The organism is Streptomyces sp. NPDC001194 (assembly GCF_042896985.1).
Lineage (GTDB): Bacteria > Actinomycetota > Actinomycetes > Streptomycetales > Streptomycetaceae > Streptomyces.
In genome coordinates this window covers 1-16,276 of sequence record NZ_JBIAXU010000006.1, presented here as the reverse complement: position 1 = coordinate 16,276, position 16,276 = coordinate 1, and the positions used below count along the sequence as shown (strand labels likewise).

General features: G+C 69.6%; 13 protein-coding genes and 1 pseudogene. 10 read left to right on the top strand and 4 right to left on the bottom strand.

The window, feature by feature from the left end; all coding sequences use genetic code 11:
* Positions 1–217: 217 nt before the first annotated feature.
* The 6 genes from ACFY1T_RS15850 (at position 218) to ACFY1T_RS15825 (ending at position 8,207) form a co-directional block, all read left to right on the top strand.
* The gene (locus ACFY1T_RS15850) at positions 218–1,018 is read left to right on the top strand and encodes a transposase (RefSeq protein ID WP_390788636.1); all 801 of its coding nucleotides are present in this window, start codon (positions 218–220) and stop codon (positions 1,016–1,018) included.
* A 619-nt stretch (positions 1,019–1,637) separates the two neighbouring features.
* Positions 1,638–3,269 (top strand): PKD domain-containing protein, encoded by a 1,632-nt coding sequence (locus tag ACFY1T_RS15845; RefSeq protein WP_390788635.1) that lies wholly within the window; start codon positions 1,638–1,640, stop codon positions 3,267–3,269.
* An 86-nt stretch (positions 3,270–3,355) separates the two neighbouring features.
* The gene (locus tag ACFY1T_RS15840) at positions 3,356–4,003 is read left to right on the top strand and encodes a hypothetical protein (protein ID WP_390788634.1); all 648 of its coding nucleotides are present in this window, start codon (positions 3,356–3,358) and stop codon (positions 4,001–4,003) included.
* Positions 4,004–4,137: 134 nt separating this feature from the next.
* Positions 4,138–4,674: a hypothetical protein gene (locus tag ACFY1T_RS15835; RefSeq protein WP_390788633.1), complete on the top strand. Its 537-nt coding sequence runs from the start codon at positions 4,138–4,140 to the stop codon at positions 4,672–4,674.
* Between the two features lie 233 nt (positions 4,675–4,907).
* Positions 4,908–6,179, top strand: a complete 1,272-nt coding sequence (locus tag ACFY1T_RS15830; RefSeq protein WP_390788632.1) for a hypothetical protein — start codon at positions 4,908–4,910, stop codon at positions 6,177–6,179.
* A gap of 846 nt (positions 6,180–7,025) precedes the next feature.
* A complete protein-coding gene (locus ACFY1T_RS15825; RefSeq protein ID WP_390788631.1) occupies positions 7,026–8,207 on the top strand; it encodes a hypothetical protein in 1,182 nt (393 codons plus the stop codon).
* A 27-nt stretch (positions 8,208–8,234) separates the two neighbouring features.
* Here the strand turns inward: ACFY1T_RS15825 and ACFY1T_RS15820 are convergent, their stop codons facing one another.
* Positions 8,235–8,768, bottom strand: a complete 534-nt coding sequence (locus ACFY1T_RS15820; protein WP_390788630.1) for a hypothetical protein — start codon at positions 8,766–8,768, stop codon at positions 8,235–8,237.
* A gap of 1,037 nt (positions 8,769–9,805) precedes the next feature.
* Between ACFY1T_RS15820 and ACFY1T_RS15815 the strand changes: the two genes are divergently transcribed.
* Positions 9,806–10,843 carry a hypothetical protein gene (locus ACFY1T_RS15815; RefSeq protein ID WP_390788629.1) on the top strand — a complete coding sequence of 346 codons (1,038 nt, stop codon included), beginning with the start codon at positions 9,806–9,808 and terminating at the stop codon, positions 10,841–10,843.
* A 158-nt stretch (positions 10,844–11,001) separates the two neighbouring features.
* Here the strand turns inward: ACFY1T_RS15815 and ACFY1T_RS15810 are convergent.
* Positions 11,002–11,288, bottom strand: a pseudogene (locus tag ACFY1T_RS15810) (HNH endonuclease); the annotation flags it as partial.
* A 157-nt stretch (positions 11,289–11,445) separates the two neighbouring features.
* Here ACFY1T_RS15810 and ACFY1T_RS15805 point away from each other — a divergent pair.
* Both ACFY1T_RS15805 and ACFY1T_RS15800 read left to right on the top strand, forming a co-directional pair.
* Positions 11,446–12,171 (top strand): hypothetical protein, encoded by a 726-nt coding sequence (locus tag ACFY1T_RS15805; protein ID WP_390788628.1) that lies wholly within the window; start codon positions 11,446–11,448, stop codon positions 12,169–12,171.
* 684 nt (positions 12,172–12,855) lie between these two features.
* Positions 12,856–13,161 carry a hypothetical protein gene (locus ACFY1T_RS15800; protein ID WP_390788627.1) on the top strand — a complete coding sequence of 102 codons (306 nt, stop codon included), beginning with the start codon at positions 12,856–12,858 and terminating at the stop codon, positions 13,159–13,161.
* Positions 13,162–13,301: 140 nt separating this feature from the next.
* Here ACFY1T_RS15800 and ACFY1T_RS15795 read toward each other — a convergent pair whose 3' ends face one another.
* Positions 13,302–13,913 carry a hypothetical protein gene (locus ACFY1T_RS15795; RefSeq protein WP_390788626.1) on the bottom strand — a complete coding sequence of 204 codons (612 nt, stop codon included), beginning with the start codon at positions 13,911–13,913 and terminating at the stop codon, positions 13,302–13,304.
* Between the two features lie 369 nt (positions 13,914–14,282).
* On the opposite strand from ACFY1T_RS15795, the gene ACFY1T_RS15790 reads away from it, so the two are divergent.
* On the top strand, positions 14,283–14,429 hold the full coding sequence (locus ACFY1T_RS15790) for a hypothetical protein (RefSeq protein WP_390788625.1): 147 nt from the start codon (positions 14,283–14,285) through the stop codon (positions 14,427–14,429).
* Positions 14,430–14,989: 560 nt separating this feature from the next.
* Here ACFY1T_RS15790 and ACFY1T_RS15785 read toward each other — a convergent pair.
* On the bottom strand, positions 14,990–15,607 hold the full coding sequence (locus ACFY1T_RS15785; protein WP_390788624.1) for a PH domain-containing protein: 618 nt from the start codon (positions 15,605–15,607) through the stop codon (positions 14,990–14,992).
* Positions 15,608–16,276 lie beyond the last annotated feature (669 nt).

The following is a 16,276-nucleotide window of genomic DNA, read 5'->3' as shown; positions in this document are numbered from 1 at the left end:
AAGTGTCGAATCCAGAACTGTTCGAGCCGATCACCGTGGACGTATGTCGACGATGGCTCAAACGACTGGAATCGGCGTAACACCCTGCTCACGTAAATACTCAGAAGCCCGTCCGGAGATGGTTCCGGACGGGCTTCTGAGGTGTTTGACGGCAACGGTGACGCTGAGGTTGAAAGGGTGGGGTGACAGCTGGCGTTGGCGGTGCTACATCCTCGTCATGAGGTACGCGGATGGCGGCGGGCTGACCGCCGCGGGGCGGGCGAAGCGTGAAGTGGTGCGCTTTGAGGCCGCGGAGATGTTCGGGCAGGGGCTGCGGCCGCCGGAGGTGGCCCGCAGGTTAAGGCTGTCGCGGAAGTCGGCATACGCCTGGCATGCAACCTGGCGCGACGGCGGCAAGTCGGCCCTGTCCTCCAAGGGGCCTGGCGGCCTTCCGTGTCGGCTCAGCGATGACCAGGCAAAACGGCTGCAAGCCGAGCTGGATGCCGGCCCTGCGAGGCACGGCTGGAGCGAGGACCAGCGGTGGACCCTCGCACGCGTGGCCGATCTGATCCACAGGCTGTTCGGATACCGGTACACGCCACGTGGGGTGTCGTATCTGCTCCACCGGCTGGGCTGGTCACCGCAGGTCCCCGCGCACCGGGCGGTCGAGCGCGACGAGCAGGCGGGGATGTCGCTGACGAAGATCGAGGCGTTCGGCAAGGCGCAGAGACGACCCGCGAACTTGAGCAGAAGCAAGCTGAGCCAGTGGTTCAACGGCAAGAGCGTGCCCACGAAGGGTTACGACTTCGACCTCCTGATCCAGGGGCTTGAACCGGTAGCCCGGCAGCAGTCAGGCACCCGGCCACAGGGAATCGCGTACTGGCGGAGCCTGCGCGACGAAGCAGACCGCGAACGAAGCCTCGCCGCCGCCCCGGGTACACCCCCGCACAAGACGGCCATAGACACCCAGCCGTCGGGCGACCACGGACAACCAGGCGGCCCCGACCCCCCGACGCGGAGACGGCCGACAGACTGCTGAAACTCCTGCCACCGGGGGAGAGCTGGTTCAAGTGGCTGCGCAAGGCGCCGACAATGTTCAAGGTCCCGCTGTCCGTCAGCAACCCGGTGTGTGACGCTCTGGAGGAGCTGGAGGACGACCCGGTCGACTACCTCGACCCGATCCTCCAGGCCGCTCACGACAGGCTGATGACCGGCCTGACGGCTCTGTGCAACGAGCTCAACGGCATGACGGACATCTCCGACGAAGGCCCCCAGGTGCTGGAGATGTCTCCTCGACCAGGCCCTTGCCGCGGCCGTCGCGGGCCCCCTGGCGGCCGCCCACGGCCACCGGGCCGCCTTCGCCGTCTCCTGCGCCGCGGTCACCGCCTCCGCGGCACTCGCCCTGGCCTCGGCCCCGACGGCACGCGCGAAGAGCCGGCGCGGCGCCCCGCCCGGCCCGAGTGGAGGTCCGGACGCGGCGTGATCAGACTGTGGCCTGCTCGGACCCGGTCAGGCGTATGACATGTCCGTGCCGATCGGTACGCTGAACAGGCTTTCGAACTCGTTCAGCAAACAACGGAATTGGGGGGCCGGTGCGCAGTCGCCGACTCGTTGTCTCAGCTGCCGCTCTCGCGGTCGGCGTGGGTCTCATACAGGGCGTGGCTCAGGCCACCGGACCTGCGACGCCCGGGGTTTCCGCACCGCCCCCCGACGCCACTCCCGACGAGGCGGCCGCCGCCGAGTCCGGAACCTTCCGCAGCCCGGGCGAGCGCACGGTCCTTACGGTCCTGCCCGGCGCCGGGACGAAGGGTGCCTCGGCGCAGGCCTCCGCCGGTGCCTCGAACCTCGAACTGGCCATGTGGGCCGACATCAGGACCGCACGCAGCGTGTCCTTCGGCGTCAACCTCTACAACGGCGAGCCCGTCCCCCACGAGGTCACCATCGCCTGGGGCGACGGCACGACGCACCAGGCCACCGTCACCGGCGGCGAAATCCTGCGCGATGTCAGGCACACCTACGCCAGGCCCGGCGACTACACCATCTCCGTGACGGCAACGGACAGCGTGAACCACGTCCAGGCGGTCAACCAGCTCCAGTTCTCGACAGCAGGCTCCTTCTTCGTGCCGCACGCCCCCACTCGGCTGCTCGACACCCGAGCCGGCATCGGCGCGGCGAAGACCAAAGTCGGCGCGTACACGCCGGTCAGGCTGAAGATCGCGGGCAGCGCGAAGGTGCCGGCCGGGGTCGCCGCGGTGGTCCTCAACGTCACGGTCACCAACACCACCGCCGCCGGGCACGTCAGCGTCTACCCCTCGGGCAGGGAACGGCCCGAGAGCTCGAACCTGAACTACGCCACCGGCCAGACCGTCCCGAACCAGGTGATCGTTCCGGTCGGCAAGGACGGGTACATCGAGCTGTACAACGGCGGCTGGAACGGGGTGGACCTGATCGCGGACGTGACCGGCTACTTCGACCGTACGGCCGACGACGGCTACACCTCGCTGAACCCGGCCCGCTTCGTCGACACCCGCGAAGGCCTCGGCACCGCGCGCGGCCAGGTCGCCGGGCAGGGCACCTTCGGAGTCCAGATCACCGGCAGGAGCGGCATCCCGGCCAGGGCGACGGCCGTGGCGCTCAACGTGACCGTCACCAACCCCAGGGAGGCGGGCCACCTGACGGTCTTCCCGAGCGGTCAGACGGCCCCGTCCACCTCCAGTCTGAACTTCACCGCCGGGCAGACGGTCGCCAACTCGGTCATCGTCCCCGTCGGCGCCGACGGAAAGATCAACGTCCGCAACGGCGCCTGGGCCGGAACGGACGTCATCGTCGATGTCGTCGGCTACTACGGCGCCGGCAGCAAGGCGGCCTTCACCAGCACGACGCCCGGCATCTGGAAGGGCGCACCGTGGCGGCTGATGGACTCCCGGAGCATGCACCCCGGCAGCTGGCCCTGCCTCGCCGGCGGGTACTACCCCATGAACATGGACTCCATGAACCGCGGTGACCTCCCCATCGAGGCCTACGTCCTGAACGTCACCGTCGCCAGCACGACCGGGGCGGGCCACCTCTCGGTCGCCCCCGACCCGTACTCGACGGACGCGTACCGCAACGGGCGCCCCGTGCCGCCGCCCCGCCCCACCAGCTCCGCGCTGAACTGGACGGCGGGCAAGGACGTCTCCAACCTGGTCCAGGCGAAACCCGGCCCGCACGAGATCGTCGACCTGTGGAACCAGAGCAGCCGCGAGGTCCACTACATCGTCGACTGGTTCGGCGAGTACGACGCCTACTGACCGGGCCGCCGCCCCGGCCCGGCCCGGGCCGCGGCGCGACACCGCGCGCCCCGTCAGGCGCCTCGGATGTGGAAGTTGAAGTCCGTGTGGCCGAGCGCGCCCATCAGGCGGAGCACCCCGGTACGCCAGCCGAACGCAACGAACTGAACCGCCAGGCGTGCGAGGCCCGGGACGGCTTCCTTCCCGTGTACAAGGAGATGGTCAACCTCCTCAACGCCAGAGGCTGGGTCACCCGGAGTCCTCAGACGCCCGGAGCGCCGGCAGGTGCTCCTGCCGTCGCAGTGGAGCTCGCGGCCGGTTACACCCTGGCCAACGGGTCCGTGATGACCTTGCCCATCTCGTCCGCTCGCCCCCGCGGAGGGGGCATCACGGGCCCGTACTTCATCGCGGTGCTCGCTTCCAATCAGAGCACCGTCGGCGTCGAGATCTCCGCAGCCGGACTCGAGATTGACGCCGGCGAAGCCAGCGGTCTCCTCATCCCCTACCTGTTCCCCCCGCGGGGGCCTGGTGGCAGCACGCAGCTGCCGTACGCGCTCGGCAGCCACTCCGGGTTCCGGGCGCACGCCAACGCGGCCGAGGTAGGGCACGGGTACAAGCAGATCAGGGACAGCGGCGGCGTGCCGCGCAGGGTGCGTCCGTGGGTGCGCACCGGAGCGGGCGACCAGGTCGAGGGAGCCTGGACCGCGGTCGATGACACCTTGGACCTGATCGCGGCAGCTTTCGGAACCCTCTGAAACTGACCGCCCCTCGACTCGAAGGGCGGGTGTTGCGCGGTTTCCCGGGCGCGCCACGGCCGCCATCTGGCATACCGGATGTGCGCCCCCGGCGGCGAGAACCGGGGACGGCGGCCAAGGGAATGGGTGGGACCATGCGCGTGGGGCAGGCAAGGGAACTGATCGGCCAGGCCGTGACGGACGCGGTCCGTGCCGGCTTCACGGCCTGGTACGACGACATGGACTACGCGACGCATCCCGCCCCGCCTCCGGCGTTTAAGGCCGGGCGCGAGCGCGCGGGCCACGACGCCTCACGCGTCCCCCACGTGCCCGCGGCCCGGGTGGAGTCCCGGATCACCGACGCAGAGCCGGGGATGTTCTTCACCTACAAGGTCGAGTACGGCGCCGAGCCGCTGATCCAGCTGTCCCTGTCCCGCACATGGGCGCGACAGGTCGCCGCCACCGGCTGGGCCGTCGTGGCCGGCCGGCCGGTGATCGACATCCTGGCATGGGACCACAGCACCACCCCGGCCCGCCCGGCGCGCGTACGCACCGCGCTGATCAGCGCCGATTACGACGCCGGGATGCACGGCTGGCGCGCTCACGCCGACAACCGCTCCTGCCGGGTCGCCTGGACCAGTCAGGGCACCGGCTCGCTAGTCATGCCCTGGGCCGAACCGGAAGGCTCCTGACCACACGGCGTGCGCGAGGGGTGCACGACCATCCGGCCGCAGCCCACGCGGATCAAGCAGCACAGGGTGGAGACCTACTTGAAGACGGGGACCCTGCCCACAACGGTGCATGACCTGGGTTGATGGGGCCTTCACCCTGAGGTGCAGTCGCCACCGTGCCAGCGGCCGGGCCGGCCCCGTTCCCGCGTCGCACCCGTGCGCGGCGGCGCCCGCCCCGGCCGCCTCCGCGCACGGTGGGCAACCGCCCGCCGCCGAACCGGATGCCCGCTCCCTGCGGCCCCGCGGCCGTCGGCCCGGGATCCCCGGTAGACCAGCGTGCGGCAGAGGACGGCCACTACGCTGACCGGATAACCACAGCGCTCCCCGAGGTCGTCCGGCTTCCCGCGGATCCTTCGCTGATTCAGCCCTCCTACCACCATGAACACCCCATCAACTCGTACGAGTTCGAGGACACACTTGAGGTCTGGCGGGTGAATGTCCGGATCGACGCGGACGTCCTGGCCGAGGACATGGCCGTCTACGAGGGTGTCGACCAGGAAACGCTGGACGCCGTCGAGGACATCACGGTGGGCCGGATGTCCTTCGTCCGGTTGCGCATGTTCGGCCCCGACCATCCCTTCCACGCGATGGACTCCTACACCGGCGACGTCTGCCGCATCGGGGAGACGCTGCTCGACGTCGCCAGCGGGCAGAGGGACACCGCGTTCGAAGAGGCACTGGCCCACCCGGTGGGGGACCTTCTGGTCATGGACCGGGTCATCCTCGAACCGGCGTGGCGCGGCTTCGGCCTGGGCCCGGTCCCGGCGGGCGCGGCCATCCGCCGCCTGTCGTCGGACTGCGTGGCGGTGGCCTGCGAGCCCGGCTCGGCCGACGGACGCGACCTGACCGGGGCGCAGCACCGCGAGGCCGCCGCGAAACTCGCCGGCACCTGGTCGCGCATCGGCTTCGAGCCCTTCGCCGACGGCGTGCACATCCTGGACTGCCACCTGCAAAGGCCCCACGACCTTCTGGTCGAACGGCAGCGCGAGTTCAAGGAGCTGTGCCGGGCCTGGAGCGACCACCACCGCTCGCGAGCACCGCCCCACCCCGCCGCACCAGACACCGGACCTTGCGGCCCTCGTGAAGACGACCCAGTGAGAGGCCCCCTCTTCGGCTGCCCGCCGGCCGGGACGGGCAGGCCGCAGACGCGCGGGAGTTCACCCTCCCGCAGGTTCCGGATCCCCCGATTGCTTGTAGCAATGCGGACCGGTCACACGAGAACAGGGTCAATTTCTCCGATAGTTCCGCGCGGAAGATCGGGGAACGGATACCGTTCCTCTGTAGTCGCACGCCGTTTTCGGCAGGTGCTGACGCGTGCCCTCACGGGGCAGTACCACGTGGTTGGTGCTCCCCTCCGAGGGTCCGCGGCCGGCGGATCCTGCCGACGACGAAAGGGCAACCCATGTGCGCTGCAGACGATGAGGAACCTGCCAGGAATGAGAATAGCCGCAGGTGGAAGTGGGTGATCTGTGTGATCGACCTGCTGACAGCCGTGGTTCTCCTGGCAACAGCCCTCATCGGCCGGTAAGCCGGGCAGAGGTGTTTGAGCCACACCTCTGACCGGCCGACCCGGGGCCCGTCACTCCCTGCTGGGGGTGACGGGCATTTTTTATGCCCGACAACCTTCGGAGTTATTAACCTGCCCCGCACATTGGTTGCCGTTCACTATTTATCGAGGCTTCCGCACGCAAAACACTACAGGTTTCAGTGATGTGGCGGGAGCAGAAGATAAAAACTGCACTGAACAGGTAGGCCGAGAGTCCGGCAATGGTGCCAGGCCGCCAGACGGCCGTCCAGGCCCCTTGCCGTGCCTTCGGCCAGGCCCGTTCCCCGTCCATGGCGGGCTGGATCAGCGTGCGTGGGCTTCTCGCGCCGCCCAGGACGGGCTCTGGGCTCCGTACGCCAGCTGGTGCGACCGGGTTTTGTCGTCCAGGGCAGGTTGCCGGAGGCGGCCCGGGAGCGGGCACGCCTGCATTACCGCTGGGGCTAGGCCATACGGGTGACGGGCATTTGAACTCGGGACAGGGAATGCACGCTCGGGAGAGGAGCGCGGGCCGCATTGAGGAGGTAACGGGCGGGTGGGAGGGCGGGGTTGTCCTGACCGAGCTCAGGCACGGGGCGCTGGACGTCGCCGGCTGCTGCGCGCAGATGGGTCTGACCTGGAAGCAGGCTGGTGGAGGCCGGCAGGCGGAGGGCCGCGGCGTTCCCAGAGCTGACAGGGTGCCCGTCCGCCTGTCGGTCATGCCGATTCCGTCCCGCCGGGGAGGCAGTTCTGCTAAGCCTGACGGGGGATGGAAGCGGGAGGCCTTGGGGTGACGGAGTACCAGCACTATCAGTTCATCTGCGATGAGCCGTTGAGTGACGGGCAGCTCGCCAAGATTCGAGCGCTCACGACCCGCGCCCGGCTCACCCGCCACAGCTTCGTCAACACCTACGGCTGGGGCGACTTCAAGGGCGATCCCGAAGCGCTGGTGTCCAGCCACTACGACGGACACCTCTACTTCGCGAACTGGAACACCCGGCGGGTCATCCTGCGCTGGCCCGCCACTGATCTGTCCGCGGACACCGCGCAGGCCTACTGCACGGCGGACTCCGCAGTGAGCTGGGAAAGCGGAACATCCGTGCTGATCGCTTTGGAGTCCGATCCGGAGGACGGCGCCGAGGACTTCAACGATCTCTTCGACCAGCCGACCGGTCACACCGACAGTTCCGAACGCTGGCTGCCCTCGATCGCACGCGGCCGCCCCCTTGTCGCCGACGGCGATCTGCGCCTGCTCTACCTGGTCTGGCTGCTGTGCCTCCACAACGGCGACCTCGACGACACAGACCTCGAACCCCCGGTGCCGCCCGGCCTGGCCGATCTGCCCGAGCCGCTCGCCGACCTCGCCACCTTCCTCCGTATCGACCCGGACCTCATCGCCGCGGCGGCCGAGCACTCGTCCCCGCCCCCGTCCCGGCCGTCCATCGCAGACTGCCAGGCCTGGATTCACAGCCTCGACCCCGCAGACAAGGACCGTATCCTGGCCGAACTGCTCCACGTGCCAGGCGGCCGGGCCCTCACCGGCCTGCGCCGCCGCTTCCTCGCCGCCCAGCCGGCCCGGGGCAGGGCTCACGAGCCCCGTACGGTCGCCGAACTCCGCGCCTTGGTTCCCGCCCGGGCAGCCGCGCGGACCGCCCGTGAGGAGCTTGCGGAGCAGGAGGCGAGACTCCGCGAGGAGCAGGAGAGGCGTGCGGCTCAGGACCGGCGCCTGGCCGTACTGCAGCATGACCCCGAGGCCGCGTGGAGGCGGGTGGAGGACCTGCTCGCGATCAAGGGCACACGCCACTACCCGGAAGTGGTGCGAACCCTGGGAGATCTGGGCGCGCTGGCAGACCGAGAAGGCGCCGGCGAGGTCTTCGCCCACCGCTACAGCCGGTTCATCTCGGGCCACCGGACCAAGAAGGCCCTGCTGCGCGACCTTGACGCACAGGCCAGGCTCAGGCCAACACGCTGACACGGACCGCAGCCGCACTCCTGGTCCTCAGCTCGGCGGTGCGCCGGGTCCTTTGGCGGGGGCGTCCTGCCCGCCGATGACGTCTTGGCGAGCGTTGAGGAGACGGTTGTTCTCCCGGTTCAGACGGATGGCCTGCCAGGTGCCGTGGGCCAGGCCCAGGACGACAGCGAGGACCGTGATGGTGGTGACGGGCCCGTCGAGGAGACGGGTCATCGAGGCGTCGTCGAACCGGGGAGATGACGCGTTGCCGCGGTGTGCGGTGAGAGCGTTGCGCAGGGTCGCGGTGGCGAGCAGCACGACGCTGACGGCCAGGGCGAGAGCGATCCAGACACAGCACACGGTGGTGGGTTGCCACATCCGGCGGGCCATGGGCAGCTGCAGATCCCGGTGGGCGCGCTCCACCGCGATTCGCTCCTGATGCCGCACCCACTTGCCCGCCACCCAGCAGATGCCCATGGCGCACGCCGGAAGGAACATCAGGCAGACCGAGACGACGGATGGCACCAGCCCGGTCATCAGCAGCGCGAAGGCAGGGACCAGCAGCCCCAGCCAGAGCGCCATGGCGAGCGTCTGCAGAGCCTCCCAGTGTTCCGAGCGCGGAAGGTCAGCGCCGCGTCGCAAAGTCCGTACCGCCCGCGCCGCGGCCAGGCCGGACAGCCCGAAGAGCACAAGACCGAATATCGCGGTACCGAACGCACCCACCCTGATCCCGCCCGTCTCATCGTCCAACGCGGACCGCCGATCTTACGGCGCCTCAGAGCGTTGCCGACCGCGACTGGGGCGGCTGCTCGAGCGACCTCTTCGAGAACTCTGCTGGTTCGGGCGATGGACGCCGGCCGTGGTCCGTCCGGTGGGAGTAACACACGACGTTCACCCACCCGTCCCGGACTCCTCGCGGATTCGGGCCGCTGCGACGGCCCTGGGCTACCCGGCCGAGCTGCTCCCCGCGGCAGTGTCAGCGATGACCGGTGCCCCGGAGCCGGCGGGAGGGGTCGGCCTGCGACTTGCCTGGGAGTTCTCGCTTGTTTGTCCGGGCTGATTCTCGGCTGGGTGTCCAGTCTTGGGGCGCTGTGTGTCGCTTCAACACTGGTGGTGCTGATTTCGGGCGGGCCCGCGGGCTGCCGTCATGCCGTGCCCGGGCCGGGCAGGTGCTGCCTCGGGCAACTTTGCCCGGTGGGTGTCCGGTTCCAGCCAGCCTGACGTTCTTCGAGGCTCATCTCTTCGCACCGCCGTTAGTCTGAGCGCGTTCAAAAGGATATTGAGGTTGGCCCTGGGGGGGATGCGCACAGCGCACCTGGGGCTCCAAGGAGGGGACAACAGTGAAGCTCAAGCTTCAGCGCCTGGCTGTGGTGGCTGCTGCCACGATGGTCGGCCCGACGGTGTTGATGGCGACGCCCGCGATGGCCGACGAGGTTCAGAACTCGGCCATTGCCATGCCGGATGCGGAGCCCAAGGACGACGGGCCCGTGACCGTCGGGGAGGTGCCTCAGCCGGGGGCAGCCCCGGTTGCGAAGGGCGAGATACCGAAGCCGGGGAGCCGGCAGGCTCCGGAGGCCGGGCCCGCGTCGCCGGATCAGGCTGTCGCCCAGGGGCCGACGATGACACTCACCGGTCTTCCCGGCGAGTTCAAGGCGGGCAGCGACTGGCGCGAGTTCTCCCTCCACGTGGACAACTCGGGCCGCCCGGCCGCTGACGACTACTCGCTTGAGCTGGTCCTGTGGACCCTCGACACGTTCGCCTGGAAGAGCAGCGACATCCAGGCGCAGGTCTATGCCCCCGATGCCTCCGGCACCTGGGGTTGGCACACCATCGATCCTTACGGGTCGGAGGAGGTCTACAGCTTCGGTGTGGCCGACGTCGACATCGAGAAGAACGAGGTCTTCGACCTCAAGCTGCGGATGAAGTTCGCCAAGGACACCCCCGTCAGCCGATTCTCGCTGTCCACGACCGCCGAGGGCGGCACCGCCGACCGGGTCCGCTACGAGTCCAAGGTGACCGCCGCCGATGAGCAGGCCGATCACGCGGGCCCGAAGATCGCACTGCAGGGCCTGCCCGAGGCCGGTTTCAAGGCCGGCGGCGACTGGCAGCCGTTCACACTTAGCGTCGACAACTCCGGTAAGCGGGCCCTCGACCGGTACGGCTTCGCCGTCTCCGTCCAGAACAACGAGAGCACCCTCAGGGCCAAGCACCTGGACATCGAGGTCTGGGACGGCAAGCGCTGGACCACCCCCGAGAAGGACCGCAATTTCGCAGGCGTGTTCTTCGACCGTGCCGTCGCCAAGGACGCGAAGTTCGACATCCAGCTGCGAGCCAAGGCCGCGCAGGACGCCCCCGTCGGCAAGGCCTTCATCGTCGCCAAGGCAGACGACGCCGCGCAGACCAAATCGAACATGGCCTTCGCCTACACCTCCATCACCGCCCCGACCACCGACGGCGCCGGCGGCAGCACCGGCAACCAGCCCAAGCCCGACGGCGGCGTCACGCCGATCGCCAGCCACGGCGGCAGCAGTGGCCAGCTCGCGGCCACCGGCTCCGACCCCGCCACCAGCTGGGCCCTCGGCGCATCTGGCGCGGCCCTCGCCCTGGGCGCAGCCCTCGTCGCCGGAACCGGCAAGCGGCGGCGCACCACCACCTGAGGCACCCCGCGGGCCGACACGAACCCCGGGGCTGGCTGATCCGCTTACGGCGGTGGGGGCATGGGGGTAGCGCTGAGGGCGGCGGTCGGGGTGGCGTAGGCGGTGAGCGCGGTCGGGGCCCCGGCGGGGGCGGGGCCCCGATGGCACGTCGGTGGTGTCTACGGCGCGGGCGTGTACGTGACCTCGGTGGTCTCGCACCTGTCGGCGATGGCCCGCAGTGCGTCGTTCCCGGCCTCGTCGACGGTCAGGCCCCAGCGGAGTTTGGTGGCGGTCCATTCGGCGCCGTAGCGGCACAGTGCGTCCGCGGACGGCGATGCCACGTCGCCGGATCCTGGTCGGCCTTGGAGCGGTTGGAGCGGGCGGTGACCGCGACGAGCGAGGAGGCCTGTCCCAGGTCGTTGGCTTAGGCCTCACGGCGTGCCGGGGTCCATGCACTGGCTCCAGCTGGTGGGGTGCGTCATTCGAAGCGTGCGGTATTCCCCCGATGGCGGTGCAACTCCCCTGGGCGACGAGGTTGGCGGCCGGGGGAACAGGCAACGCACCTCACGAAGCCATTGGGGTCCGAAGTCGACTCGAAGCTCCCGGGACGGTTCAATGCCTGGGTGGTGAACTGGGCACAGATGTACGACTGTCGCTTTGACGTAGATCGCGTCCCTGAGCTTCTCGCTCGGGTGGAGCGTGAGTACGACTCCGAAGCGTGGACGGAGCTGGGATACCGGCTGATCCTTGAGCACGACCTGGTGTCGCCCGCCAGCATCGCTGCCCTGCCCCGACTGGTGCGCCTTGCATCGGAGAGTAGGGAGGCACGCCACCTGGCAGGCGAGATCATGGAGCGTGCGGCCAGCCACCATGGCAGTGACGAACTGCTGGCTGAGAGCGCCGACGTGATTGCCGAGTTCGGCGCCCTCCTGGACCGGCACCTGCAGTCGCGGCCATCCGACTACTTGGTTACCTTCCGCGCACTGCTCGCGGTCGAGGAGCAGTACCACTGGGCCAATGTCCTGGGGGACTTCGCGGATGACTTCTACGACCTGCGGTGCCCTCACTGCGGGGTGGAGGTGACCGTTGCCATCGGCGGCTACGGGCGCTACTCGGCGGTCCGGGACTGGAATCTGGGCGACGTGGACCGGCGTGATCTGCTGCCGAGGCCCGGCGAGGAGCTCACGGGCGTCGGGCGGTGGATGTACGGGATTGCTGTCCGCGATGGGGAAGTCGCACTCGCTGAGGGAATCGCGCATCTCTTCGGCAAGGCCGAGTGCCCGAGGTGTGCCAGCGTCTTCACCATCGCGGCCGAGTACGAGGCTGCCAACTGCCCAGTCCTGCGCTAGCCACATGCTGCGTTGCCTCTGTGCCCGCACCGGAGCCGGCCGAAGCGGCTTCTCCTCTCACGCCGCCTGCGAGACCGGGAGGAGGACCGAGGCCGGCAACGATCACGGCCCGGACCATGGTCATCTGTCACCGAGTCCGCGCTGACGTGCCTGGAGGTAGGCGGTCCAGTCGGTTGCGGCTCGGCGGCGCCATTGCAGCGCGGTGATGACGTGGAGCCCGAGGAGCGGGGCCAGGACCGCGGGCGGCATCTCCTCGGCGAGCTGACCAGGGCGGTCGCGCGGGAGGCACGGATGGGGATGCCGTGTCCGGTCAGGGCTCGGGCGAGGGAGCTGGCGGAGCGGTGGGTGCCCGGCCGGCTGCCGGGAAAGAGCCGGGTGCTGGGCGTGTTGCCGCTCCATCCCTGCCTGGGCTGCTGGTCGACCAGTCGGGTGAGAAGGGTGGCGAGTGGCTGCGGGAGGCGGATGGGGGTGCTGTCGAGGCGGCGTGACCATCACCTTGTGGGCCGAAACGGACGCCATCTGACGCCGCCTGCGCACCTGGACGAAAGACCACGGAGAGGTGCTCCACGCCGAGCGCTGAGCCTCCGCGAACGGGCGGCCCCAGGGTCACAGGCGACGGCCGCGGCCGACGTTCGCGAGGCCGCCGTGGCGAAGGCCTCCTCCATCGGCCTTTCTCCGGCCCCTGTGCCCTCGCAGGAGGTTCCTGCCGCCGCCAGCCTGGAGCCCGCGCCCTCATCGGGCTCTTCGGCGCCGGCGGACCTGTTCGTGCGGGCGGCGCTGGCGCGGCCGCCGGGCGAGATCGCTGAGGTGGTGGTGGGCCTGCACGCGGGCGGTCAGGCCGAGTTCGCGGCCCGGATCGTGACGGCGGCGGTCACCACCTGGCCCGTACCCGAGGTCACCGCCTTGGCTCTGGCCCTCTTGGCAGCCGATCCCTCGGGCGCCGCTGCGGCAGGCGCGGTCCCGCCCCAGCGCCCGCCCGCCGCCCGGTGACCTTGCTGCGCGCACCCGCGCAGCGCCCCGGAGGGGGGACTGACAGTCCCCCCTCCGGGGAGTCAGGGGCGGCCCGGCGATGGGGCGTGTACCTGCCGCCGCGCCCGTACCGCGGCGTCGCGCCGCCCAGTGGCGGTCTGTCAGGTGCGGGGTGTGCGGTTGACGGTGCGGTGCAGCGCCCGGCGCAGGACCGCACCGGTCGTGGTGATCTGAGCGGCGGTCCGGGCGCGTTCTTCGAGGGCTTCGGCGGGCACCGCGCGTATGGCGGCGGTCCCGGTTCCCCAGCACTCGGTCCAGGCTTCCAGGGCCTGGAGATGCGGGAGGTTCGTCCAGTAGGTGCCGCGCACGAGGGGTACGCCGAGAGCGTCGGGCAGGGTGACGCACAGCCGCCCGGTGAGCCCCGAGCCCCCGTGCGGGCCGGTTCCGCCGAGGTTCTGCCCGGCCTGCTGTGCCCCGCCCGGGACCGGCTCCCACTCCCGCAGCAGCCCGAGTGCGTCGAGCTCGGCGCGGAGCGCGGGCGCCAGGGCCCGCCACCGGGTGACCTGATGTGTGCCGGCCTCCCGCAGCCGGTCCCGCTCGCCGCGGATCCGTGCACGTGCCTCGCGCAGGGCTGGGCCCCGGAGGTCGAGCAGGCCGGCCTGCTGCTCGGCGGTGGCTTGCCACCGGGTTTCGGCGGTCTTGTGCGCGTTCACGAGGGCGTCGAGGCGGTCGAGGTCGGCGGGTGGTACCGCGATGACCATGGTGTGTCCCATGTTCTCCATCATTCCTCGCCGCAAGGGCGGTTCGGGCCGGATTCTAGCAGGTCAGAGCGTTGCCCGGCCAGTTGGGACGAGACCGTGAGCCGGCCTGACCGTAGCCGGTCTCTCAATCTATATAGATACTTAACCGTGTGGCGGCAGGCATGCCTGGTTCCTGTTTCGATCCGGCTGTGATTTTGATGCAGTCGGGGGTGCTTCGTGGGGCTGGGGTTGGCCTGCCCGGTGACCGGAGGGCTGGTATGTGCCTGGGGTGCTGGCTTGGTTGTGGCTGTTCTGGCGGCGGGTAATCGCTGCTTACCGGGGGGTCCGGTTGGGGAGATTGGCCCGGGTAGGAGTGGTTTGCGGAAGAGAGTGGAGAGTGTGATGGCGGACGAGCAAGAGGTTGAGGCCACGGCCGAGGAGGCACCGGCGGAGAAGAAGCCGGCCCCCGAGGGGACTCAGAAGCTGGCGAAGAAGCACATCCAGGGGCAGGTCATCACGCACACGATCGTCAAGCCGTCTTCCGACTGACTTCCGTGACCGGATGCCGGCCCGGCCACAGGCAGTAGAGGACGCCCATGCGGCTCGGGCCGGCACCCTACTGACCCTGGATGGCGGGGTTGGTCCTGGTAGGCCTGTAGCTGGGCCCTTGTTGCCCGGCCGCCGGTTAGGTCGTGACCGCCCCCGTGCAGTTCCGGGAGGTCTGCCGTTGGGTTTCCGGTGCTGGACGCCTCGGTGCCGACCCCGCCAGCGGCACCCTAACCGTGCCCGCTGACAATGCTGCTGGCGCCCGCGGAGCGGGCTGGCCCCGGAGCCGGAGGGGCCCAGGGCGGGGGAGTGGAGCGGACCCGCCCAACGGGCCGTAGGCCCCGGCCCCCCGCGAACCGGGGTCATGCAGGCCTGCGGAGCAGGCTGTTCGGGGTGGAGTGCAGTGGAGCTTCTGAACCAGTCCGGAGCGAAGTGCAGGACCCCGTCTGAAGGGCCGGCGGTTTCTTCCCGGGCGCGCGGCGCCCGGGTTCCGTCCGGCGGACGGCTTGAGGTGTGTTGCCAGTCGTGGGCGGGAGCCTGATGGTGGCGCTGGTTCTTGGCTGTCAGAAGACGGTGGTGCAGGTGATGATGGTGGCGAGTATGACGATGGTCATCAGGGTGAGGGAGATCTTGCTGGTGAGGGCCTTGTACCGCTTTGCGTATCGGGCTTCGTGGTGGGTGATGTCTGCTTCCGTGTGTGGGTCTGCCACCCAGTTGGGTCGGCGGTGGTTTTCCAGTAGCCGTCGTACAGAGGCCGTTTCTCGTGTGAAGGCCTCTGGTTCCAGTTCGGAGGAGTTCAGATTCGGCAGGAGTATGCGTCGGCCGTTGGTTTTGTAGGCGTAGACGACCGCTGTGGGCATGACGCTCTCTCCCACTGAGGGCATGGGTGGGGTGACGGTGCGAATGTCGTAGATGTCTGCCCAGTGGAGGCGGCGGGTCCGCAGGTTCGATCGTAGGGAGATCCCGTTGTTGTCGATGCGGGTGAAGGTGCGTGGGGCCGAGTAGAGGATGTAGATGAAGAGCGCCGTCAGGATGACCGTGAGCGAGGTCTGGAGCCAGTGAGGGGGCTCGTCGTCCGTCCAGAGTTCCATTAGGTAGAGGGCGGTTGGGATACCTGCTGCCCACAGGATGATGGACGTTTTGTTCGTTCTGCTGTGGTAGTGAAGTGGTCCCTCGTGCACGTTTCCCCCTTCGGTTGCCGGGAGCCCCCCGGCCCCGCCATCATCACAACTCAGGCCCCGGGAGCCAAAGACTCCGGGGCCGGCTCAAGCTGGCGGAGTCCTGCTCTCGGTGCTGCGTCCGCGTAGCGGGCTGGGCCGGGGGGCTCGGGTGGAGGAGCGAAGCGCGCTCCGCCCAACGGGCCGAAGGATCAGACTCCGTGAAACGGGGTCGGTTCCGAGGGAGCGAAGGGGGTCCGGAGCAGTCCGGAGTGAAGCGCAGGAAGCCGGCCCGAAGGGCCGGCACAGCTTTGCGAAGCCGAGCCTGCCGAGCGCAGCGAGGAGGGCTCTCCTGAGCGCGCAGCGGGGGACGCTGTGGTGGCTGGCCGCCCGCGGAGCGGGCTGGTCCTGGAGGCGGAGCCGGAAGGGCCCGGTGGGGAAGCGGAGCGGACCCACCTAACGGGCCGAAGGCCCAGACCCCGTGAAATGGGGTCACCCAGGCCTGCGGAGCAGGCCGTTCGGGGTGGAGCGAAGCGGAACCCGAACTGGCCGGAGCGAAGCGCAGGACACCGGCCCGAAGGGCCGGCCACTGCCCGAAGGGAAGCGGAGGGCTAGGCGCCGAAGGCGCCCAGGCCGAGCGCAGCGAGGGCTTTCTCTCCTGAGCGCGCAGCGCTCAGGTACCCGCTCCGCGGG

Excerpts from the sequence above, each read along its gene's own strand:
- ACFY1T_RS15815 (WP_390788629.1), top strand. The coding sequence starts at position 9,806 with ATGACACTCACCGGTCTTCCCGGCGAGTTCAAGGCGGGCAGCGACTGG.
- ACFY1T_RS15850 (WP_390788636.1), top strand. The coding sequence starts at position 218 with ATGAGGTACGCGGATGGCGGCGGGCTGACCGCCGCGGGGCGGGCGAAG.
- ACFY1T_RS15790 (WP_390788625.1), top strand. The coding sequence starts at position 14,283 with ATGGCGGACGAGCAAGAGGTTGAGGCCACGGCCGAGGAGGCACCGGCG.
- ACFY1T_RS15835 (WP_390788633.1), top strand. The coding sequence starts at position 4,138 with ATGCGCGTGGGGCAGGCAAGGGAACTGATCGGCCAGGCCGTGACGGAC.
- ACFY1T_RS15820 (WP_390788630.1), bottom strand. The coding sequence starts at position 8,768 with ATGGCGCTCTGGCTGGGGCTGCTGGTCCCTGCCTTCGCGCTGCTGATG.
- ACFY1T_RS15795 (WP_390788626.1), bottom strand. The coding sequence starts at position 13,913 with ATGGGACACACCATGGTCATCGCGGTACCACCCGCCGACCTCGACCGC.